Origin of the sequence: Streptomyces sp. NBC_01171 (genome assembly GCF_045039805.1) — a bacterium.
Lineage (GTDB): Bacteria > Actinomycetota > Actinomycetes > Streptomycetales > Streptomycetaceae > Streptomyces.
The window spans coordinates 5,769,541-5,790,276 of the sequence record NZ_CP108609.1; the positions used below are offsets into that span (position 1 = coordinate 5,769,541).

Annotated in this window: 20 protein-coding genes and 1 pseudogene; 7 read left to right on the forward strand and 14 right to left on the reverse strand. The window is 71.6% G+C overall.

Going from position 1 to position 20,736, the window contains the following annotated elements:
• Positions 1-105 precede the first annotated feature (105 nt).
• Together OG448_RS26650 and OG448_RS26655 are read right to left on the reverse strand one after the other, a co-directional pair.
• Positions 106-834, reverse strand: a complete 729-nt coding sequence (locus OG448_RS26650) for a type 1 glutamine amidotransferase (protein WP_030809066.1) — start codon at positions 832-834, stop codon at positions 106-108.
• Between the two features lie 23 nt (positions 835-857).
• Positions 858-2,096, reverse strand: coding sequence for a MurT ligase domain-containing protein (locus OG448_RS26655; RefSeq protein WP_135791091.1), 1,239 nt, complete (start codon positions 2,094-2,096; stop codon positions 858-860).
• Between the two features lie 160 nt (positions 2,097-2,256).
• Here OG448_RS26655 and def point away from each other — a divergent pair, with 160 nt between their 5' ends.
• The gene (gene def / locus OG448_RS26660) at positions 2,257-2,796 is read left to right on the forward strand and encodes a peptide deformylase (RefSeq protein ID WP_405557482.1); all 540 of its coding nucleotides are present in this window, start codon (positions 2,257-2,259) and stop codon (positions 2,794-2,796) included.
• Positions 2,797-2,806: 10 nt separating this feature from the next.
• Here the strand turns inward: def and OG448_RS26665 are convergent, their stop codons facing one another.
• On the reverse strand, positions 2,807-3,451 hold the full coding sequence (locus tag OG448_RS26665) for a TetR family transcriptional regulator (RefSeq protein ID WP_405557484.1): 645 nt from the start codon (positions 3,449-3,451) through the stop codon (positions 2,807-2,809).
• A gap of 169 nt (positions 3,452-3,620) precedes the next feature.
• Here OG448_RS26665 and OG448_RS26670 point away from each other — a divergent pair, with 169 nt between their 5' ends.
• Entirely contained in the window at positions 3,621-4,847 is a 1,227-nt protein-coding gene (locus OG448_RS26670) for an acyl-CoA dehydrogenase family protein (RefSeq protein ID WP_405557486.1), read from the forward strand.
• 110 nt (positions 4,848-4,957) lie between these two features.
• On the opposite strand, the gene OG448_RS26675 is transcribed toward OG448_RS26670, so the two are convergent.
• The 7 genes from OG448_RS26675 to OG448_RS26705 all read right to left on the reverse strand — a co-directional run bounded on the left by OG448_RS26675 (position 4,958) and on the right by OG448_RS26705 (position 11,741).
• Positions 4,958-5,479 carry a cupin domain-containing protein gene (locus OG448_RS26675; RefSeq protein WP_405557488.1) on the reverse strand — a complete coding sequence of 174 codons (522 nt, stop codon included), beginning with the start codon at positions 5,477-5,479 and terminating at the stop codon, positions 4,958-4,960.
• A gap of 7 nt (positions 5,480-5,486) precedes the next feature.
• Positions 5,487-6,701: a cytochrome P450 gene (locus tag OG448_RS26680; protein ID WP_405557490.1), complete on the reverse strand. Its 1,215-nt coding sequence runs from the start codon at positions 6,699-6,701 to the stop codon at positions 5,487-5,489.
• Positions 6,698-7,762, reverse strand: coding sequence for a type III polyketide synthase (locus OG448_RS26685; RefSeq protein ID WP_405557492.1), 1,065 nt, complete (start codon positions 7,760-7,762; stop codon positions 6,698-6,700). Before OG448_RS26685 ends, OG448_RS26680 begins: the two co-directional genes overlap by 4 nt.
• A 250-nt stretch (positions 7,763-8,012) precedes the next feature.
• The gene (locus OG448_RS26690; RefSeq protein WP_031181873.1) at positions 8,013-8,246 is read right to left on the reverse strand and encodes a DUF6213 family protein; all 234 of its coding nucleotides are present in this window, start codon (positions 8,244-8,246) and stop codon (positions 8,013-8,015) included.
• A gap of 25 nt (positions 8,247-8,271) precedes the next feature.
• Positions 8,272-9,657 carry an NADP-dependent succinic semialdehyde dehydrogenase gene (locus OG448_RS26695; protein ID WP_405557494.1) on the reverse strand — a complete coding sequence of 462 codons (1,386 nt, stop codon included), beginning with the start codon at positions 9,655-9,657 and terminating at the stop codon, positions 8,272-8,274.
• A 75-nt stretch (positions 9,658-9,732) separates the two neighbouring features.
• On the reverse strand, positions 9,733-10,206 hold the full coding sequence (locus tag OG448_RS26700) for an NUDIX domain-containing protein (RefSeq protein WP_405557496.1): 474 nt from the start codon (positions 10,204-10,206) through the stop codon (positions 9,733-9,735).
• Positions 10,203-11,741, reverse strand: a complete 1,539-nt coding sequence (locus tag OG448_RS26705; RefSeq protein WP_405557498.1) for an ATP-dependent DNA ligase — start codon at positions 11,739-11,741, stop codon at positions 10,203-10,205. Before OG448_RS26705 ends, OG448_RS26700 begins: the two co-directional genes overlap by 4 nt.
• A 78-nt stretch (positions 11,742-11,819) precedes the next feature.
• Between OG448_RS26705 and OG448_RS26710 the strand changes: the two genes are divergently transcribed.
• The 5 genes from OG448_RS26710 (at position 11,820) to OG448_RS26730 (ending at position 16,078) form a co-directional block, all read left to right on the forward strand.
• Positions 11,820-12,434, forward strand: coding sequence for a helix-turn-helix domain-containing protein (locus OG448_RS26710; protein ID WP_405557500.1), 615 nt, complete (start codon positions 11,820-11,822; stop codon positions 12,432-12,434).
• Between the two features lie 98 nt (positions 12,435-12,532).
• Positions 12,533-13,504 (forward strand): NADPH:quinone oxidoreductase family protein, encoded by a 972-nt coding sequence (locus OG448_RS26715; protein WP_405557502.1) that lies wholly within the window; start codon positions 12,533-12,535, stop codon positions 13,502-13,504.
• A complete protein-coding gene (locus OG448_RS26720) occupies positions 13,501-14,685 on the forward strand; it encodes an acyl-CoA dehydrogenase family protein (RefSeq protein WP_405557504.1) in 1,185 nt (394 codons plus the stop codon). The genes OG448_RS26715 and OG448_RS26720 overlap by 4 nt, the downstream gene beginning before the upstream one ends.
• Complete coding sequence (locus OG448_RS26725; protein ID WP_405557506.1) at positions 14,682-15,782, forward strand: acyl-CoA dehydrogenase family protein; 1,101 nt, start codon at positions 14,682-14,684, stop codon at positions 15,780-15,782. Before OG448_RS26720 ends, OG448_RS26725 begins: the two co-directional genes overlap by 4 nt.
• Positions 15,783-15,883: 101 nt before the next feature.
• Positions 15,884-16,078, forward strand: coding sequence for a hypothetical protein (locus OG448_RS26730; RefSeq protein ID WP_030809112.1), 195 nt, complete (start codon positions 15,884-15,886; stop codon positions 16,076-16,078).
• Between the two features lie 30 nt (positions 16,079-16,108).
• Here OG448_RS26730 and OG448_RS26735 read toward each other — a convergent pair.
• The 4 genes and pseudogenes from OG448_RS26735 to OG448_RS26750 form a co-directional block, all read right to left on the reverse strand.
• Positions 16,109-16,468 (reverse strand): annotated as a pseudogene (locus OG448_RS26735) (DUF779 domain-containing protein); the annotation flags it as partial.
• 71 nt (positions 16,469-16,539) lie between these two features.
• The gene (locus tag OG448_RS26740) at positions 16,540-16,887 is read right to left on the reverse strand and encodes a VOC family protein (protein ID WP_405557509.1); all 348 of its coding nucleotides are present in this window, start codon (positions 16,885-16,887) and stop codon (positions 16,540-16,542) included.
• 76 nt (positions 16,888-16,963) lie between these two features.
• Positions 16,964-18,949, reverse strand: a complete 1,986-nt coding sequence (locus tag OG448_RS26745; protein ID WP_405557511.1) for an N-acetylmuramoyl-L-alanine amidase — start codon at positions 18,947-18,949, stop codon at positions 16,964-16,966.
• 212 nt (positions 18,950-19,161) lie between these two features.
• The gene (locus OG448_RS26750) at positions 19,162-20,712 is read right to left on the reverse strand and encodes a M1 family metallopeptidase (protein WP_405557513.1); all 1,551 of its coding nucleotides are present in this window, start codon (positions 20,710-20,712) and stop codon (positions 19,162-19,164) included.
• Positions 20,713-20,736 lie beyond the last annotated feature (24 nt).

Here is a 20,736-nt window from a genome sequence, read left to right on the forward strand (position 1 = left end):
CTGCTGGACGCACCCGCACAGGTGAGCGGACGACGCGTCAGGCGGGCCCGCGACAGCTCACGGGCCCGCCTGACGGGTGTACTGATATGGGGTGGTACGCGCCGATCAGGCCGGCTGCTGCGCCGCGGCGATGCGCTCGTCGCGCAGCGCCTCGTACCAGCGGTCGTCGATCGGCGGCAGCGCGTTCACGTCCAGCGCCAGCTTCAGCAGCAGGTCCGCGATCTGCGGGTTGCGGGCCAGCACGGGGCCGTGCATGTACGTGCCGAACACGGTCCCGTTGTAGGCGCCCTCCGTGCCGTCCCCGGTGCCGTTGCCCCGGCCCATGGTGACCTGGGCGAAGGCACGGGCGGTGGGGCCCAGATGGGTGACCCCCTGGTGGTTCTCGAACCCGGTCAGCGGAGGCAGACCGAGGCGCGGGTCGATGTCGCCGAGCACATCGCCCACGCACCGCTCGCCCTCGCCGCGCGTCGACATCACGTCGAGCAGGCCGAGGCCCGGCTCGCGCTGGCCGAGGTCGTTGATGAACTCGTGGCCGAGGATCTGGTAGCCGGCGCACACGGAGAACACGATCGCGCCGTTCTCCACCGCACGCTGGAGGTGCCCGTCGCGGCGCAGCCGCTCGGCCGCCAGCCGCTGCGGACGGTCCTCACCGCCGCCGATCAGGTAGATGTCGCCCGAGGTGGGGATCGGCTGGTCGCTGCGCACGTCGAGACGGGCCACGTCCAGGCCGCGCTGACGCGCCCGGCGCTCCACGACGAGGGCGTTGCCCTGGTCGCCGTAGGTGCTCAGCAGGTCGGGATAGATCCACACCAGCCGCAGTTGGTTGTCGCTCATGGGGAGGTGTTCGCCCTTCTGGCTCAGTTGCCGACGCGGCGGCGCAGGTCCTGGAACGCGGTGTAGTTGGCGATGACCTCGATACGGCCCGGCGGGGCCGCGGCGACGGCCTCGTCGAGGTTCTCGCACACCTGGAAGTGCTGGTTCGCCACTTCCAGACGGACGGCGAGGTCCAGCTTCCGGTCACCGATGACGAAGATCGGGTGGCCGGTGAGCCGGGTGTAGTCCACGTCCCACAGCCAGGAGGTGTCGGTGCCGTCCGCCCCGCGCGCGTTCACGGAGAGGATCACCGGGGTGGGCGGCGGGTCGATCAGGGAGAAGGTCTCCAGCCAGCCGGCCGGGTTCTTCGCCAGCAGCAGACGCAGGTCGCGGTTCTGGAACTGGACCACGTCGTAGCGTCCGGCGACCGCCTGCACCTGGTACATGCGCTCCAGCGCCACCTGCGGCGGCACCCCGAACACGGCGGCGACGGCGGCCGAGCTGGCCGCGTTCGCCTTGTTGGCGCGGCCCGGCAACTGGAGGTGGATCGGCCAGGCCGAGCCGTGCGGGTCGAGGACGTGGTCGCCGGAGAGCGCCCAGGTCGGCGTCGGACGGCGGAAGCCGCACTCGCCGCAGAACCAGTCGTCGCCGGGGCGCTGCATCACACCGCCGCAGGACGGGCAGGACCAGGCGTCGTCCTTCCACATCTGGCCGGCCGCGACCCAGACCACGTTCGGGGAGGACGAGGCCGCCCACACCACCAGCGGGTCGTCGCAGTTGGCGACGACGACGGCCTTGGAGCCGGACAGGCCCTCGCGCCAGTTCTCCGCGAGCATCCGGGTCTCGGCCGCGCGGTCCAACTGGTCGCGGGAGAGGTTCAGCAGCGCGATGCACTTCGGGCTGGTGTCACGTGCCACACCGGCCAGGTACTTCTCGTCGACCTCGATGACGCCGAACTTGGCGTCCGAGCCGCCCGCGAGGGCGGAGGTGATACCGGCCGGCATGTTGGCGCCGAGCGCGTTGGACACGACCGGACCGGCGGCGCGCAGGGCCTCCGCGATCAGCCGGGTGGTGGTGGTCTTGCCGTTGGTCGCCGACACCAGGACCACGTCCAGGTGGGTGGCGAGCCGGGCGAGCAGGTCGGGGTCGAGCCGCAGGGCGACCTTCCCGCCGATCACCGACCCGCTGCCGCGTCCCGCGGCGCGCGATGCCGCCGCGACCGCCTTGCCCGCGGTCACGGCCAGCTTGGCCCGCGGCGAGAGCGGGTCCGAGTTGCCTGCCATCAGTCCTCGATCCTCCTTGCGTACGCGCCGCGCCTGGGGCCATCCGGCAGCGTGGTGGGGGCCTCAGCCTATCGAGAACCGTTCGCACACCCGAATCCCGGTCCGCCCGGCCCGCCCTCGCGCGCTCGGCGCGGGCCGAACGAACCGTACCCTTGCCGCCATGCGACACCGCTCGATACCGGGCGCCCACGGGCGCGTCCGGCCCCTCACCCTCCTCGGCGACCCCGTGCTGCACGCACCCTGCGGGGACGTCACCGACTTCGGCCCGGAACTCGCGGCACTCGTGGCGGACTTGTTCGCCACCATGTACGCCAACGAGGGCGTGGGTCTGGCCGCCAACCAGATCGGCGTGAACCTAAGGGTGTTCGTGTACGACTGCCCGGACGACGACGAGGTCCGCCACCTCGGCCATGTGGTCAACCCCCGGCTGGTGACCGCCGACGGGCTCGAGTTCCTGGGCCCCGAGGGCTGTCTGTCGCTGCCGGGCCTGGAGGCGGGCACGGAGCGGTACGACCACGCGGTGGTCGAGGGCGTCACGATGACGGGGGAGCCGGTCACCGTCGACGGCACCGGATTCTTCGCCCGCTGCCTTCAGCACGAGTGCGACCATCTGGCCGGCACGGTCTACGCCGACCGCGTGACGGGCCGCCGCCGGCGCAAGCTGGACCGCCAGGTACGGAAGGCCCCCTGGCACCGGTGAGGCGGGCGGCTCAGAAGCCCGGACCGCCCACCCGGTCACCGGCGGCCGCGAGCCGTCCCCACAGCAAGTCGGCCAGGGAGCGCACCAGTTCGGCCCGCGAACAGGGGCGCTCGCCCAGCCACCAGTCCCCGGCGGCGTGCATCATGCCGACGATCCCGTGCCCCCAGACCCGGGCCAACTGCTGACTGCCCGGACCGAGGTCCACCCGCTCCTCGATGACCTGGGCCAGCTCCTCGCCCATCCGGCGCAGCAGCGGGGCGCTGTGCTTGCCGACGTCGAAGCCGGCCTCGCCGCCCTGGCCGCCCTCGGAGGGGTGCATGAGGAACCGGTACACCTGTGGCCGGGCCTCGATGGCGGCGAGGTAGGTGTCGAGCGTGGACTCCACCCGCTCCCGGCGTTCGGCCGGGGCGTCCAGCGCGGCGCGCAGCGAGTCGAGCAGGGCGTCGGTGTGCCGCATGGCGAGGGCCGCGTAGAGGCCGCCCTTGTCGCCGAAGTGGCGGTAGAGGATCGGCTTGGTGATGCCCGCCTCCGCGGCGATGGCGTTCATCGACGCCTGCGGGCCGTCGCGCAGCACCACCCGGTCGGCGGCCTCCAGCAGCTCCCGCCGTCGTCGGTCGGCGGACCGCTGCTGATCGGTCCGCTGTGTGGTGTCCATGTGGTCTCCCCACCCGTGCTGATTCGGTGACGCCTGCGCAAACTAACACTCACCGCGGCCTTGACATCGAACGGGATACCGAGCCGTCATCCGGAGTTGACTTTCCTACCGGTCGGTAACATACTCTGGTTACCGCTAGTAACATCGTACGTGCGCCGCTGGAGGGGACATGGCCGAGTTCACCATGGAGCTCAACGACGAACAGCAGGAGGTCCGGGACTGGCTGCACGGCTTCGCAGCCGATGTGATCCGGCCCGCGGCCGCCGAATGGGACGAGCGCGAGGAGACTCCCTGGCCGGTCATCCAGGAGGCCGCGAAGATCGGCGTCTACTCCCTGGACTTCTACGCCCAGCAGTACTTCGACCCCACCGGCCTCGGCATACCGATGGTCATGGAGGAGCTGTTCTGGGGTGACGCGGGCATCGCCCTCTCCATCGTCGGTACCGGCCTCGCGGCCGTGGGCGTCCTCGCCAACGGCACCGAGGAGCAGATCGGCACCTGGATTCCGCAGATGTACGGCGATGTGAACGACGTCAAGGTCGCCGCCTTCTGCTCCTCCGAGCCCGACGCCGGCTCCGACGTGGCCTCCATGCGCACGCGTGCGGTGTACGACGAGGCCAAGGACGAGTGGGTGCTCAACGGCACCAAGACCTGGGCAACCAACGGCGGCATCGCCAACGTCCATGTCGTCGTCGCCGTGGTCGACCCGGAGCTGGGCTCCAAGGGCCACGCCTCCTTCATCGTCCCGCCGGGCACGCCCGGTCTCAGCCAGGGCCAGAAGTTCAAGAAGCACGGCATCCGCGCCTCGCACACCGCCGAGGTCGTCCTGGAGAACGTGCGGGTGCCCGGCTCCTGCCTGCTCGGCGGCAAGGAGAAGCTGGACGAGCGGCTGGCGCGGGCGCGGGAGCGGGCCCGTACCGGGGGCGAGCGTGTGAAGAACGCGGCGATGGCCACGTTCGAGGCGTCGCGGCCCGCCGTGGGGGCGATGGCTGTGGGTACGGCGCGCGCCGCCTACGAGGTCGCGCTCGAATACGCCACTACGCGTGAGCAGTTCGGGCGCCCCATCGTTGACAACCAGGGGGTTGCCTTCCAGCTCGCCGACATGCGGACGTCCATCGACGCGGCTCGGCTGCTGGTGTGGCGGGCGTCGTGGATGGCGGTCAACGGGAAGCGGTTCACCGCGGCCGAGGGGTCGATGTCCAAGCTGTTCGCCAGTGAGACGGCGAAGAAGGTCACCGGCCAGGCGATTCAGATTCTCGGGGGGAACGGGTATACGCGGGAGTATCCCGTCGAGCGGATGCATCGGGACGCGGCGATCTACACGATCTTCGAGGGGACCAGTGAGATCCAGCGGCTGGTGATTGCTCGGACCTTGGCCGGGGTGCCCATACGCTAGCCGCTTCGGGGGCGCGGGGTGCTGTGCGACTCACGGTTCGTCGTGGCTTGTCGCGCCCGCGCGGCGGAGCCGCATATGGACACATCCCGCGCCCCTTCAGGCCAACTCGCTCACCGGTGTTTCAGAGGGGTGAGTTGGTCTATGTCGTAGCGCTTCCTCAGGTCCTCTATGGCCGCCTGGTCCGGCGGACCCCCCGCGTCCAGGATTTCCAGGAGTTCTTCGAAGTAGCGCTCGTGGTCCGGTGGGGGAGAGGCCTGGAAGAACATGCGGGCCGGGGCGTCGGTGGGGTTGGCGAAGGCGTGGGGGCAGCCGGGCGGGACGACGATGACCGTGCCCGGCGTCGCCCGTACCACCCTGGTGCCCGAACTCGACTCCCACTTCTGCCAGTTGTCGGGGGTACGGATGCGGGGCTCGAAGGCGAGGACGTCGAGTTCTCCGTCGAGGACGTAGAACAACTCCTCGCTGCGTGTGTGCACATGGGCGCCCACGTCGAAACCCGGCGGGACCTCCACCTCGAAGGTGGAGGCCGTCCGCGAGTGGGTGCCGGTGACCTTGAAGGTGACCCGCTGGGCGGCCGTCGCCACGACCCGTCCGTGTCCCGGCGGTACGAGCAGTCCCTCGGGCGTCGTCATGACCGGCTCACCAGGTCACCGGCAGGGACTCGGGGCCCCGGATCAACGCGCCCTTGCGGAAGGGGACTTCCTCCGGCGGCACCGCGAGCTTCAGCCCCGGCACCTGGTCCAGCAGGACGTCCACCAGCAGCTCGGACTCCAGCCGGGCGAGCATCCCGCCCGGGCAGTAGTGCGGGCCGAAGCCGAACGCCACATGCGGGTTGGGGCTGCGCTCGACGTCGATGGTGTCCGGGTCGGGGAACACCTCCGGGTCCCGGTTGGCGGACAGGTAGGAGATGTAGACCGCGTCGCCCGCACGGATGCGGACGCCCCTGATCTCCACGTCCTCCAGGGCGATCCGGGAGAGGCCGACCGCGTTGCGGTGCGGGATGTACCGCAGCAGCTCGTCGATCGCTTTCGGCCGGATCTCCCGGTCCGAGCGCAGCCGCTCCATGAGCTCCGGCCGGGTCAGCAGCAGATAGAACATCTGCCCGCTGTTGTTGGTGACCGCCTCGCCGCCGATCTGGAGCAGTACGGCGAGGCCGACCGCCTCCACCAGCGTGATCTCGTCCCCGTCGACGGCCGCGCTCAGCAGCGAGCAGACCGAGCCCTCGGGGCCGTGTACGCCGTGCCCGATGAGGTCCGTGAAGTAGGCGCTCATCTCGCGCTTGGCCCGCTCGCTGACCTCCTTGCCGTGCGCGGAGGACAGGATGAGCTGGGTCCAGTCGTGCATGGAGTGCCGGTCGGCGGCGGGCACGCCCATCAGCTCGCAGATCACCGCGATGGGGAACGGGCTGAGCACCGCCCTGGTCAGGTCGGCCGGCGGCCCGTCCTGGAGGAGTTCGTCCACCAGCTCCTCCAGCATGATCCGCGAGCGCTCCCGGACCCGCTCCACGCCCTTCGCGGTGAACGCGGCGGCCACCGAGCGGCGCAGCCGGGTGTGGTCGGGCGGGTCGAGGAAGCCGACCGCGCCCCGGTCCGGGATGAAGTGCGGGGCGAGCCGGGTGACCTGCTTGTCCATCACGGCTTCCCGGCCGAAACGCGGGTCGTTGGTCACCATGCGTACGTCGTCGTACCCGGTGACCAGCCACGCCCAGCCCTCACCGTTGGGCAGTTGGATGCGGGAGACCGGGCCCTCGTTCATCAGCTCGGTCAGCACCGGGTCGAAGTCGGTGCCCGCCAGGTCGGTGACCGGCCACTGCCGGACGGGTGGTGGGGTCCCGGTGAGCGTCTCGTCGGTCATCGCCCCTCCTGGTCCCGGGCGACCCACCGGCCGACGGTCATCTCGGCGGTGATACCGGGCCCGAAGCCGGCCAGCAGCCCGCGCGCCCGGTGCTCGGCACCGCCGTCGTCGAACAGCCGGCGCAGCGCGTCCAGGACGACGGCGCTGGCGATGTTGCCGTACTCGGTGAGCGTGGCCCGGCTGAACCGGAACGCGTGCGGCTCGACCTTCAGGAACTTGCTGAGGTCGTCGAGTATTCGCGGACCGCCGGCGTGGATGATGTAGAAGTCCAGGTCGGAGGCGTTCCAGCCGTGGGTGCCCGCGAGCTCCTGGAGCGCCGGGGCCAGCGGCTCCATCGTGGTCGGCACCCGCTTGTCCAGCAGGAAGTGGAACCCGGTGTCCCGGACGTCGTACGAGATCCAGTCCTCGGTCTTCGGGATCAGGTACGAGCCGTTGCGCTCGAGCTGCACACCCGTGCCGCCCCGGCCGCGCACCACGGCGGCCGCGATGCCGTCGCCGAACAGGCCGTTGGAGAGCAGGGAGCCGACGCCGAGGTCGGTGGGCTGGTAGCACAGCGAGCAGAACTCGCAGGCAACGATGAGGGCGTTGGCCTCCGGGTAGGCCGAACAGAAGTCGTGCGCCCGGTTGATGGCCGCACCGCCGGCCGCACAGCCCAACTGGGCGATGGGGAGCTGCCGGGTGGTGCTGGAGAAGTCCATCTCGTTGATCAGCCACGCGGTGAGCGACGGCATCATGAAGCCGGTGCACGACACGTAGACGATGACATCGATGTCAGAGGTGAGGAGTTCGGCCGAGTCGAGCGCCTGCTGGATCACCGCGGGAACCCGGGCCTTGGCCTCGGACTCGTACAGCTTGTTGCGCTGCTGGAAGCCCGGGTGCTTCAGGGTCTCCTCGATGGGCTGCACGATGTGCCGGGTGCGCACTCCGGTGTTCTCGATCAGGCGGAGGGCCAGCGGGAGCTGTGGGTTGTCCGCGTGGTGCGTGCGGGCCAGCTCCAGGGTCTCCTCCATGGTGATCACGTGTTCCGGCACGGACACCGAGGGTCTGCACAAAGTCGCCATGAGCGGTCCCTGCTTTCGCCGTCCGGCGGGCCTTCGTCCGCCGGTCAGAAGGTGGTCCACCCACACTCACCCGGAAGGCCGACGATCTCGCGCCGAATTACTCCGAACCGGCGAGAACAGAGAGTGACAAAAGCAGATTTCAGCAGCTCAGGCCCCCTGTAAGTCGCCGGCCGGCTGCTCCGACCCAAGGGGCGCGGGGAACTGCGCGACAAACCACGACGGCGCAGCACCCACAGCGCACCCCGAACCCCTATGGCGCCCCACTGCTATGAGCAATGCACGCCACATCGATCCGATCTGCCAACTTCGCCAACTCGATGGTCAACTCGGCAACGGTGTCCTCATCAAGCCCCCGCTCCCCAGCCTCCACCAGATGCACCCACCGCGCCCCGACGCTGCGCAGCAACTTGCTGACGTCACCCGCCGAAACCCGCAGCGCACCACGCTCGTCCACGATCAGAGGCAGAGTCACTTCGCCGTTCACAGAGCGGATCGTATCCGTGCGATCCTCACGCTCCCTGCCAAACGGTGGTGATGTTGCAGAACTCCCGGATTCCCTGCGCCGACAGTTCACGCCCGTACCCCGACCGCTTCACCCCGCCGAAGGGCAACGCCGGGTGTGAAGCGGTCATGCCGTTGATGAACACGCCCCCGGCCTCCAGGTCCCGCGCGCAGTGCGCCATCTCGTCCTCGTCCCGCGTCCACACGTTCGAACTCAGCCCGAACGGGGAGTCGTTGGCGATCAGGATCGCGTCCTCCAGGTCCTCCGCCCGGTACACGGTCGCCACCGGCCCGAACGCCTCCTCGCGGTGGATGCGCATCTCGCGGGTGACGTCCGCGATCACGGTCGGCGGGTAGTACCAGCCGACGCCGCCGGGCCGCTCGCCCCCGCACAGAATGTCGGCCCCGCTGTGGCGCGCGTCGTCCACGAGTTCCTCCACGTCCGTCCGGCCCTGCTCGGTGGCGAGCGGCCCGACGTCGGTGTGGTCGTCCATGGGGTCGCCGACGGTCAGGTCCTTCATCCCGGCGACGAACTTCTCCAGGAAGGTGTCGTAGACGTCCGTGTGCACGATGAACCGCTTGGCGGCGATGCAGGACTGCCCGTTGTTCTGCACCCGCGCGGTCACCGCGACCTCGGCCGCCCGGTCGAGGTCGGCGGAGGGCATCACGAGGTAGGGGTCGCTGCCGCCCAGTTCCAGCACCGTCTTCTTGATCATCTCGCCCGCCGTGGACGCGACCGCGCGCCCGGCCGGCTCGCTGCCGGTGAGGGTGGCGGCCTTGACCCGCTCGTCCCGGAGGATCTCGTCGACGGCGGCCGAGCCGACCAGCAGCGTCTGGAAGCAACCCACCGGGAACCCGGCCCGCTGGAACAGGTCCTCCAGGTAGAGGGCGGTCTGCGGCACGTTCGAGGCGTGCTTGAGCAGGCCGACGTTGCCGGCCATCAGCGCGGGCGCGGCGAACCGGATCACCTGCCAGAGCGGGAAGTTCCACGGCATCACCGCGAGCACCGGGCCCAGCGGCCGGTAGACCACGCGGACCCGTGAGGCGCCGGAGTCCTTCACGTCCGCCTCGTCCGGCACCTCGTCGGCGAGCAGCGTCTCGGCCCGCTCGGCGTACCAGCGCATCGCCTTGACGCACTTGGCGGCCTCCGCGCGGGCCTGCGCGAGCGGCTTGCCCATCTCGGTCGTCATGATCCGGGCGACCTCGTCGTTGTCCGACTCCAGCAGGTCGGCGGCCCGGTTCAGATGCTCGGCGCGCTCGTCGAAGGACGTCGTCCGGTAGGTCCGGAAGGTGGCCTCGGCGAGCTGGAGCCGGCGCTCCACCTCGGCGTCGTCCATCGGCTCGTACGTCTTGACCGTCTCGCCGTTCGCCGGGTTCACCGTGGCGATGGGCATGGCTGACCTCCTGGTGCGGGGTGTGCGTCGACCTTCGCGCGGGGCATGCGGTGCCGCAACGCTTCGGTCCCCTGTTCAGCCCGAGTGCTCCGCCAGACGGTCCAGAAACGTGCCCTGTCCGGAGACCATCAGCCCCCTGGCCTCCTTCGGGGTGAACCAGGCCACCCGGTCCAGCTCCGGGAACTCCTGGATACGGCCCGAGTGGGGCGGCCACTCCATGGTGAAGGTGCCGGGCGTGATGGTCGCCGGGTCGAGGTCGGCCTCCACCGCCCAGGCGGTGACGATCTTGCCGTTGCGCTGGGCGATCTCGCCCAGCGGCAGCGCCGGGCCGTCCGGCGGGGCGATGCCCAGCTCTTCCTGGAACTCCCGGCGGGCCGCCTCCCAGGCGGGTTCGTCCGCCTCGTACTCGCCCTTGGGTACCGACCAGGCTCCCTCGTCCTTCGTGGCCCAGAACGGGCCGCCCATATGGCCGAGCAACACCTCCAGCCCTCGGCTGGTGTGGCGGAACAACAGCAGTCCCGCGCTGCGCTTCGTCGCACGCACTGTCATGCCTTGACCTCCGGGTGGGCCGCGAGCAGGTCCTCCACCGTATCGGCGTCCTCGGGCCGCTTGTCCTCGCGATAGCGGATCACCCGCGCGAACCGCAGGGTGACCCCGGCCGGGTAGCGGGTGGAGCGCTGGAGACCGTCGTAGGCGATCTCCACGACGAGTTCGGGGCGTACGGTCACGCCCCAGCTCTTCTCCTCCACCGCGAGTTCGCCGAGCCGTTCGGTCTGCCAGGCGAGCATCACGTCCGTCATGCCCTTGAAGGTCTTGCCGAGCATCGCGTAACCCCCGTCGGCCGTGCGCGCGGCCAGGTGGAGGTTGGAGAGCTTGCCGGTGCGGCGGCCGTGCCCCCACTCGGCGGCCAGCACCACCAGATCGAGGGTGTGCACGGGCTTGACCTTCAGCCAGGACGCGCCGCGCCGGCCCGCGCTGTACGGGGCGCCGAGCCCCTTGGCCACGATGCCCTCGTGCCCGCGCGCCAGGGTCCCGGCCGAGAACTCCTCCGCCGCCGCGGCGTCCTCCGGCCCGCGCACCAGAGCGCGGCGCACCCGCATCGGCTCCGGCACCAGCCGGGCCAGCTCCGCGTGCCGTTCGGCGAAGGGCAGGTCCAGCAGGTCCCGGTCGTCCACCGAGAGCGCGTCGAAGAACACCGGGGAGACCGGCACCTCCTCGGCCGCCCTGGCCACGTCCACCCGCGAGCCGACCCGGCCGGCCGTCTCCTGGAAGGACCGGGGCCGGCCGTCCGGCCCGAAGGAGATCACCTCGCCGTCCAGCACGAACCGCTCGCGCGGCAGTTCCAGCGCCGCCGAGGTCACCTCCGGCAACCGGTCGGTGATGTCGTCCAGCGTCCGGGTGTACACGCGCACCTCGTCACCGTCCCGGTGCACCTGTACGCGGATGCCGTCGAGCTTCTCCTCCACCGCGCACGCCCCGAGCTTCTCCACCGCCTCCGCGACCGAGGAGGCGCTGCGGGCCAGCATCGGCAGCACCGGGCGGCCCACCGTGAGCCGGAACGCGTCCAGCGCGCCGGGGCCCTCGGCGAGCAGGGCCTGGGCGACCGTCTGGAGCGAGCCGGCCAGCATCACCGCCCGCCGTACCGCGGCCGGGTCGGCGTCCGTGGCGCGGGCCAGCCCCTCCACGGCGAGCGCGTCCAGGGCGCCCTGGCGGACCTCGCCGGTCAGCAGGCCCCGCAGGAACCGCTGTTCGTCCTCGGTGGCCGCGCCCATCAGCTCGTCGACGATCCGCGCCCGCTCGGCCTGCGAACCGGCCCCGGACACCGTGGCCAGCTCGGTCAGCAGGGCGTCCACCCCCCGCACGGTGAGCGTGGGTTCGGCGGCGGGCGGGACCTCGCGGCCCAGCACCTTCCAGCCGACGCCGATCCGGCCCTGCGGCAGTCGTCCCGCGAGATACGGGATGACCACGGGCACGTCGTCGGGTCCCGCGTCCCGGAAGAGTTCCGCGAGTAGATCCGTCTTGCGGGTCCGGGACGCCGTAGCGGCGACCTGACCCGACACCTCCGCGAGCCGGGTGAGCAGCATGCAGCAATGGTGCACCGCGAAGGCCCCGCTCACACCTGCCGGATTGACAAATGCCATTGCCGAATCTGCAATACAGGCATGAGTGGGACGAGCGACGCGGGCGCGGAGAGCACCGACGAGGTGCTGGCCGCCGTGGGCCCGAGACTGCGCCGCATCCGCAAGGAACGGGACGTGACCCTGGCCGCGCTGTCGGAGACGACCGGCATCTCGGTCAGTACCCTCTCCCGGCTGGAGTCGGGCCTGCGCCGCCCCAGCCTGGAGCTGCTGCTGCCCATCGCGCAGGCCCACCGGGTCCCGCTGGACGAGCTGGTCGGCGCCCCGCCGGTCGGAGACCCCAGGGTGCGGACCGAGCCGGTCAAGCGCGACGGGCGTACCTTCTACCCCCTGACCCGGCGTCCCGGTGGCCTCCAGGCGTACAAGGTGCTCGAACCGCGCCGCGACCGGCAGCCGGACCCGCGCACGCACGAGGGGTACGAGTGGCTGTACGTCCTCTCCGGGCGCCTCAGGCTGGTGCTCGGGGACCACGACGTGGTGCTGGGGCCGGGGGAGGCCGCCGAGTTCGACACCCGGGTGCCGCACTGGTTCGGGTCGGCGTGGGACGGTCCGGTGGAGTTCCTGAGCCTGTTCGGGCCGCAGGGGGAGCGGATGCATCTGCGGGCGCGGGCGGGGCGGCGGTCCGAGGGGGACGGCTGAGTGTTTCCGGAGCCGGTGGACTGTTCCCTGATCGGCAAGCGACCGCTTAGTATGCCCAGGACCCCGGTTCAGACGACGCAGTCCCGTGGAGGCCCGGCATGCAGGCATGGCAAGTGCACGAGAACGGCGAGCCGCGCGAGGTGATGCGCCTGGCGGAGGTGGAGCGCCCCACGCCCGGCGAGGGCCAGGTGCTGCTCCGCGTGCGTGCCGCCAACGTCAACTTCCCGGACGCCCTGCTCTGCCGGGGCCAGTACCAGATCCGGCCCCCGCTGCCCTTCACGCCCGGCGTGGAGATCTGCGGCGAGACCGAGGACGGCCGCCGCGTCATCGCCAACCCGGCGCTGCCCTACGGCGGTTTCGCCGAGTACGCGCTCGCCGACGCCCGCGCGCTGCTGCCCGCGCCCGAGGCGCTGGACGACGCCGAGGCGGCCGCGCTGCACATCGGCTACCAGACCGGCTGGTTCGGCCTGCACCGCCGGGCGTATCTGGAGGCGGAGGAGACTCTGCTGGTGCACGCCGCCGCGGGTGGTGTGGGCAGTGCCGCCGTCCAGCTCGGCAAGGCCGCCGGGGCTCGGGTCATCGGTGTCGTGGGCGGCGCCGGCAAGGCCGCCGTCGCCCGCGAGCTGGGCTGCGACGTCGTCGTGGACCGCCGCACCGAGGACGTGGTCGCCGCCGTCAAGGAGGCCACCGGCGGCAAGGGCGCCGACGTGATCTACGACCCCGTCGGCGGAGAGGCGTACGCGCAGTCCGCCAAGCTCGTCGCCTTCGAGGGGCGGATCGTGGTCGTCGGCTTCGCCAGCGGCAGCATCCCGAGCCCCGCGCTCAACCACGCCCTGGTGAAGAACTACTCGATCATGGGCCTGCACTGGGGCCTGTACAACACCAAGAACCCCAAGCTGGTGCTGCGCTGCCACGAGGAGCTGACCGAGCTGGCCGCGCGCGGCGCGATCAAGCCGCTGGTCAGCGAGCGCGTACCGCTCGCCGGGGCGGCCGACGCCGTGCAGCGGGTCGCCGACGGCGTGACCACCGGCCGGATCGCCGTCCTGCCGCAGAACGGAGCCACCGCATGACCGACGCCGGGGAACTGCGCCGCCGCACCCACGAGTTGCTGGCCGCGCACCCGCCCGCCACCACCGACCGCCTCGACTTCCTCCGGGCCCGCTTCGACGCCGGGCTCGCCTGGGTGCACTACCCCGAGGGCCTCGGCGGACTCGGCGCCCCGCGCTCCCTCCAGGTCGTCGTGGACGAGGAGCTGGCCGCCGCCGGCGCCCCCGACAACGACCCCCGCCGCATCGGCATCGGCCTCGGCATGGCCGCCCCGACCGTGCTGCGCTACGGCACCGACGAGCAGAAGGCCCGCTTCCTGCGCCCGCTGTGGACCGGCGAGGAGGTGTGGTGCCAGTTGTTCAGCGAGCCCGGCGCCGGGTCCGACCTCGCCGCCCTCGGCACCCGTGCCGTCCGGGACGATGGGGGAGACTGGGTGGTCGACGGGCAGAAGGTGTGGACCTCCAGCGCCCATCTGGCCCGCTGGGCCATCCTCATCGCCCGCACCGACCCGGACGCGCCCAAGCATGCGGGCATCACCTACTTCATCTGCGACATGACCGACCCCGGCGTGGAGGTCCGGCCGCTGCGCCAGATCACCGGCGAGGCCGAGTTCAACGAGGTCTTCCTCACCGGCGTCCGCATCCCCGACAGCCACCGCCTCGGCGAGGTCGGCGACGGCTGGCGGGTCGCCCAGACCACGCTGATGAACGAACGCGTCTCCATCGGCGGTATGCGCCTGCCCCGCGAGGGCGGCATGATCGGCCCGGTCGCCGGCACCTGGCGGGAACGCCCCGAACTGCGCAGCCACGACCTGCACCAGCGGCTGCTCAAGCTCTGGGTCGAGGCCGAGGTGTCCCGCCTCACCGCCGAACGGCTGCGCCAGCAGCTCAACGCCGGCCAGCCCGGCTACGAGGGCTCCGGCATGAAGCTCGCCTTCGCCCGCCTCAACCAGGAGATCAGCGGCCTGGAGGTCGAACTCCGGGGCGAGGAGGGGCTGCTCTACGACGACTGGACCATGCGCCGCCCGGAGCTGGTCGACTTCACCGGGCGCGACGCCGGGTACCGCTACCTGCGCTCCAAGGGCAACAGCATCGAGGGCGGGACCAGCGAGGTCCTGCTGAACATCGTCGCCGAGCGCGTCCTCGGCCTGCCCGCCGAACCGCGCACCGACAAGGACGTCCCCTGGAAGGACCTGGCCCGATGAGCACGCCGAACGCCGAGCCCGACCTCCTCTACTCCGAGGAGGAGGAGGCGCTGCGCGCCGCCGTCCGCGACCTGCTCACCGACCACTGCGGGCCCGCCGCCGTGATCGCCCGCACCGAGTCGGACACCCCGCACGACCCCGCCCTGTGGAAGCAGCTCGCCGAGGGCATGGGCCTGGCGGGCCTGCTGATCCCCGAGGCGCAGGGCGGTCAGGGCGCCACGCATCGCGAAGCCGCCGTCGTGCTGGAGGAGTTGGGCCGGGCCGTGGCACCGGTGCCCTACCTCACCAGTGCTGTCGTCGCCACCGAGGCGCTGCTCGCCTGCGACGACGCCGAACTGCTGGAGCGACTCGCCTCCGGCCGCACGGTGGGCGCCCTCGCGGTCTCCCTGACCACCGCGCCCGGCGCCGCCTTCGCCACCGCCCGGGTCGAGAACGGCTCGCTGCACGGTGAGTTGACCTCCGTGGCGGACGCGGTCGCGGCCGGGGTACTGCTCGTCCCGGCCGACGACGGCGACCTGTACGCGGTTGCCGCCGACGCGGTCACCCTCACCCCGCAGATCCCGCTCGACCTCACCCGTCCGCTCGCCACCGTCACCCTCGACGGCGCCCCCGGCCGCCGCCTAGGCCCCGCCGAACCCGCCGTACGGCGCGCCCTGCGGGCCGGTGCGGGGCTGCTCGCCTCCGAGCAACTGGGCGTTGCCGACTGGGCGTTGACCGAGACCGTGCGCTATCTGAAGGAGCGCAAGCAGTTCAACCGGCCGGTCGGCGGATTCCAGGCGCTCAAGCACCGGCTCGCCCAGCTCTGGCTGGAGGTGGTCAACCTCCGCGCGGCCGCCCGCGCCGCCGCCGACGCGCTCACCACGGGCCACGACACCGACCTCACCGTCGCGGTGGCGCAGTCCTACGCCTCTCCCGTCGCCGTCCACGCCACCGAGGAGGCACTGCAACTCCACGGCGGGCTCGGCATGACCTGGGAACACCCCGTCCACCTGTACCTCAAGCGGGCCAAGGCCGACTCGCTCGCGTACGGCAGCGCGGGCGCCCACCGCGAGGCCCTCGCCGGCCTGGCGGACCTCCCGGGTCCCACGTCGGGCTGACACCACCCTTACGGGGGACACGTCAGCGCCCCGGAACAACCCTCCGCTACGCCACACTTGCGGCCGAACGCCGCACACCGGGCGTGGCGGAGGAGGTTCCGATGGCTGTTTCCATCTCAGTGGTGCTGCTGCTCCTGATCCTGGCGGTGGTCTTCATGCGCAACGGCGCACTGAAGATCTCCCACGCCCTGGTCTGCATGCTGCTCGGCTTCTACCTGGCCAGCACCAGCATGGCCCCCACCATCAGCAGCGGCCTCACGGCCACGGCGGACCTGGTGAGCGGGCTGCGGCCGTGAGGCGCGCGCACTAGGGCTTGCTTCGGGCCAGGCGCCGATCACGCGGGAGCGGATCAGGAAACGGACGCCCTCCGGGGCTTCCAGGGAGAAGCCGCCGCCTCGGCCGGGGACGACGTCCACGATCAGGCGGGTGTGGCTCCAAAGGTCGTGCTGGGACTTGGACATCCAGAAGCCGACGGGTTCCGGGACGCCGTCCAGGGCCAGTTCGGCCAGGAGTACGTCGGAGGCGCCGGTGCGGAACTCGCCCTCGGGGTAGCACATGGGGGCGCTGCCGTCGCAGCAGCCGCCGGACTGGTGGAACATCAGTGGACCGTGCTGCTCGCGCAGCTTCCGCACCAGTGCGGCCGCCTCGGGCGTGAACTCGACACGCTGACTCTCTTGCGTTTCCACGGTCACCGTCCAGGAAGAGCGGGGCGTCCGACACCCTCAGTCTGGGCGCTCGCCGGGAGGCAGTCCAGCGGTCAGCGATGGCTCAGGACGTTCACCACACGGCCGCCGGGGTCCCGGACGAAGAAGCGGCGCACACCCCACGCCTCGTCGGTCAGCGGATGCACGATCTCCGCGCCCCGCTCCCGCAGCGCCGCGTACACCGCGTCCACGTCGTCCACCTCGATGCTCAGATCCGGTGCCACCGGAGCCGTGCGGTCCTCGTCCATCAGGCTCAGTTGCGCCGTGGGGTTCGCGGGGGAGCCCAGCGTGGTGACCCAGCCGTGGTCCATGACCTGCTCCAGCCCCAGCACCCCGTAGAACGCCACGCTCTGCTCCCGCGCGGCCGCCGGGACGGTGGGCACCACACGCCGTACGGACATCACACGTCTCCTGCATCGGTCGGGGCACGCCAACGGCCGGGGCCGGCCCTCAGAGCTCGGTCCCGGCCGCAGTGTGTCAGCTCTTGGCCTTCGGCTTGGCCGGTTTCGGTGCACCGGCGGCCGCCGGAGGCTCCTTCACATCCACGTCGCTCGCCCGCACATAGGCGAGCCGGTGGTCGAGCTGGATCTCGTAGTACTCCTCCTCCCCCTTCACCACCGGCGCCGGGGCGTCGCCGAACGAGGACCGGTCGACGTAGGTGCCGTGCACCACGGACTGCGTCACATACCGCTGACCCTCCTCGATCGTGTACGGCAGCGGCGCCTCCTGCTGCTCGTCCATCCCGTCGGGGTACGCCGACTCCTCCGGGAGCGCCCGGCCGAACACCGGGATCTCGTGGCGGCCCTCCTTCGGCGTGATGGTCCGGGCCCGCTCGCCCACCGCGGTCGGCTGGTCCTTCGGGTTCTTGAACCACGCCTTGTGTCCCTGGAACCAGATCGCCGTCCAGTCACCCTGGCGGCCCGCCACCGCGAACGTCTGGCCCGCCGACACCCGCGACCCCAGGTCGTTGATGTCCACCGTGGTGTCGTCGCCGTCCGGCTTGCGGCCCGGGTCCTGGATCAGCCCGGAGTCCTCGCTCGGCTCGGTGTGCAGCCGGACCGCGCTGGACCCGTGCGGCGCGCACTTCTCGCCGCTCTCCACGCACCCGGTGAACACCGGCCTGTGCTTGGCGTACTCCGGAAGGATCATCACCGTGTCGCTGTCCGGCCCCGCCGTCGCCTTCAGCGGTGCGCCGAGCAGGTCGAAGTAGTGCCGCCAGTCCCAGAACGGGCCCGGATCGTCGTGCATGTCCGGGATGGTGTCCTCGGTCGGCGCCGGCACATTGTCGTGGCCGAAGATGTGCTGACGGTCCAGCGGGATGTCGTACTTCTTGGTCAGGTACTTCACCAGCCGGGCGGAGGAACGGTACATCTGCTCCGTGTACCAGGCGTCCGGCTGCCGCAGGAAGCCCTCGTGCTCGATGCCGATCGAGCGGCCGTTCACGAACTGGCTGCCCGAGTGCCAGGCCGCGTCCTTGGTCTTGACGTGCTGGGTGACACTGCCGTCGCTGGACCGGATCGAGTAGTGCCAGGACGCCTCCGTCGGGTCCTGGACGGTCAGCAGCATCGAGGCCAGCGGCGCCTCGGTGTCATGGATGACGATGTACTCGATCCGCTGGTCCTTGGGCCGGTCGGCCAGGTCGTGGTTGCCGTACGCATCGTCGTCGATCCGTACGTACGGCGCGCTCAGCCAGGAGCACGACAGCTCCGCCGGGCACTCCACGTTCTTCGAGCGGGCCGCGCCCGCCGCCCCGGCGCGCGGGCGCACCTGGGGGCTCGCGGCCAGGACGACGTGCTGACCGGCGTCCGTGACGCGGTTCGCGCCCTTGCGGATGATGTCGAAGACATCGTTGGCGTAGGTGGCCGCCGAGCCCGCGTCAGTGGAGCCGGGGAAGCGCGAGACCGCGTCCCACCAGTCGGCCGGGTCGGTGCTGAGCGGCTTGCCGAGCTTCTTCTGCGCGGCCGCGAGGAGGGCCGCGCCGCCGCGCACGTTGGCGGCGTCGTCCGTGCGCAGCCGCTCCACCGGGAGACCGACCAGATCGGCCGCCCGCCGCAGGTCGGCGGAGCGCTGGGCGTCCTCGGCCGCCTTCTGCGCCGGGGACGGACTGGCCTTCTGGACCTTCGGATGGGGTGTCACATGGTGCGGCGGGGTGGCGGCCGGCGGCCCGGCGGAGTCCACCAGGTGCATCGGCCCGTAGCCGCCGATGACGCTCGGCGCGCCCTGGTGGGAGTCCCACCGCGACTGCAGGTAGGACACCCCCATCAGGACACTGCGGGGGACATGGAACTCCTTCGCCGCCGCGGTGTAGTCGTCCTGCAGGCGTTGGTCGGTGGGACCGCCGGAGTCCTCCGAGCGGTCGATCAGCAAGGGCACCAGGAGCGCCGCCGACGCGGCGGTCACGCAGACGATCCGCCGATGCCCGCGCATGGCACTGGACAGGCGGGGGGCGACGCGTTTTCTCATACGGGTGACTCCAACGAGGTTCGGCGCGGCCGGGACATGCGGCCAGGGCGCGAACCAGGGCGCGCCCCGCATGTCACCCCGCTCACGTTTCCTTGCCTCGCGCGCCGCGTCGCGCCGAGCGTCACTGGCGTGGACCAGCCCCCGCGCTCAGGCCACCCGGTCGGCGGCAGCGGACCCCGCCGGGTGGGGGCAGCGCTTCACCCCTGCCGGTTTCACTCCTCCTCCACCGGGTCCACCCGCCAGTCCGGCCGGCCCGGCATGGACGGGGTGTGCGACCCGTACAGCCACGGGGTCAGAAAGCCCGTCAGGTCCTCGCCGGCCACTTCGGAGGCGAGGCTGACGAAGTCCCGGGTCCCGGCCACCCGTCCCCGATACGTCGTCACCCAGGCTTTCTCGATGCGCTCGAAGGTCTCCGCGCCGACCTTCTCCCGCAGCGCGTACAGCACCAGCGCCGAGCCGTCGTAGCGCATCTGCCGGAACAGGCCCTCCTCGCGCGGCTCGGCGGGGGCGCCGTCGTCGTGCCGCCACTGGTCGTGCTGCTCGTAGGCCGAACGCATCATCTCTTCCAGGCTCGGACCGCCCCGCGTGTCGGCGTACAGCAGCTCGTAGAACCGGGCGTGACCCTCGCTCAGCCACAGGTCCGACCAGCGGCGGATCGCCACGCTGTCGCCGGTCCAGTGGTGGGTCAGCTCGTGCACGAGATTACGTTCTGCGGCGACCTGATCCCCCAGCAGGTCCGCGCTCGGCACCACCGACAGGGACTGCGTCTCCAGCGCCACCGGCAGCTCGGTGTCGCCCACCAGCACGCCGTAGCGCCGGAACGGGTACGGGCCGAGCCGCTGCTCCAGCCACGCGAGGTGGTCCGGCGTCAGCGCCCGGTACGCCTTCGTCTCCGCCACCAGCCCTTGAGGCACCACGTCCCGCAGGGGGAGCCCGTGCGGGCCGGTGCCGTCCACCACGTCGAACCTGCCGATGGCCAACTGGACCAACTGCGGGGCGACCGGATGCTCCGAGTCGTACGTCCACCGGACCCGGCCGTCGCGCTGGGGCGCGCGGGTGACGAGCCGTCCGTTGGCCACCGCCGTCAGGCCGGGCGGCGTGGTGATGTGGAAGGTGAACGGCGCGCGCAGGCTCGGGTGGTCGTCCGCCGGGAAGATCATCCGGGCGCCGTTCGGCTGCGGGGAGAGCACCGTACCGTCCGCCGTGGGCACCCAGCCGTAGTCCTGGATCGCGTCGGTGCGGTGGCGCCGCTGCGTGGGGTCGGCGGTGTAGGCGACGCGCACGGTGAAGGCACGACCCCGCGCCAGCGGCTTCGCCGGGGTGACGACCAGTTCGTCGCCCCGGCGTGCGGTTCTCGCCGGTACGCCGTCGACCGTGACACCGCGCAGGGTGTTGCCCGCGAAGTCGAGGTCGAAGCGGGAGAGGGGCTGGGTGGCGGTGGCGTTGATCGTGGTGGCGGCGGCGAACGGCGTCCTCGGTGCCTGCCAGTCGAAGTCCAGCGTGTAGCGGCGGACCGTGTAACCGCCGTTCCCGTCCAGAGGCATGAGGGGATCGCCGAGGCCGGGCGCGCCGGGGGAGGGGACGTCCGAGGGGCCGGGGGCGGGGTGGCCGGGGAGAGCGGCGGGGGAGCGGGGCTCGTCCTCGGACAGGTCCAGCGCGAGGACGACGCCGCCCGTGATCCCGAGGACACAGGCCAGCGCGAGCACCGCGCGACGACGGCCGCCGCCCCGCCGCGAGCCGTTCTTACCGGGCGTGAGGGTCATGGGCGGCACTATGCCAGCGGTTGG

Excerpts from the sequence above, each read along its gene's own strand:
- OG448_RS26650 (WP_030809066.1), bottom strand. The coding sequence starts at position 834 with ATGAGCGACAACCAACTGCGGCTGGTGTGGATCTATCCCGACCTGCTG.
- OG448_RS26655 (WP_135791091.1), bottom strand. The coding sequence starts at position 2,096 with ATGGCAGGCAACTCGGACCCGCTCTCGCCGCGGGCCAAGCTGGCCGTG.
- def (WP_405557482.1), top strand. The coding sequence starts at position 2,257 with ATGCGACACCGCTCGATACCGGGCGCCCACGGGCGCGTCCGGCCCCTC.
- OG448_RS26665 (WP_405557484.1), bottom strand. The coding sequence starts at position 3,451 with ATGGACACCACACAGCGGACCGATCAGCAGCGGTCCGCCGACCGACGA.
- OG448_RS26670 (WP_405557486.1), top strand. The coding sequence starts at position 3,621 with ATGGCCGAGTTCACCATGGAGCTCAACGACGAACAGCAGGAGGTCCGG.
- OG448_RS26675 (WP_405557488.1), bottom strand. The coding sequence starts at position 5,479 with ATGACGACGCCCGAGGGACTGCTCGTACCGCCGGGACACGGACGGGTC.
- OG448_RS26680 (WP_405557490.1), bottom strand. The coding sequence starts at position 6,701 with ATGACCGACGAGACGCTCACCGGGACCCCACCACCCGTCCGGCAGTGG.
- OG448_RS26685 (WP_405557492.1), bottom strand. The coding sequence starts at position 7,762 with ATGGCGACTTTGTGCAGACCCTCGGTGTCCGTGCCGGAACACGTGATC.
- OG448_RS26695 (WP_405557494.1), bottom strand. The coding sequence starts at position 9,657 with ATGCCCATCGCCACGGTGAACCCGGCGAACGGCGAGACGGTCAAGACG.
- OG448_RS26700 (WP_405557496.1), bottom strand. The coding sequence starts at position 10,206 with ATGACAGTGCGTGCGACGAAGCGCAGCGCGGGACTGCTGTTGTTCCGC.
- OG448_RS26705 (WP_405557498.1), bottom strand. The coding sequence starts at position 11,741 with ATGCTGCTCACCCGGCTCGCGGAGGTGTCGGGTCAGGTCGCCGCTACG.
- OG448_RS26710 (WP_405557500.1), top strand. The coding sequence starts at position 11,820 with ATGAGTGGGACGAGCGACGCGGGCGCGGAGAGCACCGACGAGGTGCTG.
- OG448_RS26715 (WP_405557502.1), top strand. The coding sequence starts at position 12,533 with ATGCAGGCATGGCAAGTGCACGAGAACGGCGAGCCGCGCGAGGTGATG.
- OG448_RS26720 (WP_405557504.1), top strand. The coding sequence starts at position 13,501 with ATGACCGACGCCGGGGAACTGCGCCGCCGCACCCACGAGTTGCTGGCC.
- OG448_RS26725 (WP_405557506.1), top strand. The coding sequence starts at position 14,682 with ATGAGCACGCCGAACGCCGAGCCCGACCTCCTCTACTCCGAGGAGGAG.
- OG448_RS26730 (WP_030809112.1), top strand. The coding sequence starts at position 15,884 with ATGGCTGTTTCCATCTCAGTGGTGCTGCTGCTCCTGATCCTGGCGGTG.
- OG448_RS26740 (WP_405557509.1), bottom strand. The coding sequence starts at position 16,887 with ATGTCCGTACGGCGTGTGGTGCCCACCGTCCCGGCGGCCGCGCGGGAG.
- OG448_RS26745 (WP_405557511.1), bottom strand. The coding sequence starts at position 18,949 with ATGAGAAAACGCGTCGCCCCCCGCCTGTCCAGTGCCATGCGCGGGCAT.
- OG448_RS26750 (WP_405557513.1), bottom strand. The coding sequence starts at position 20,712 with ATGACCCTCACGCCCGGTAAGAACGGCTCGCGGCGGGGCGGCGGCCGT.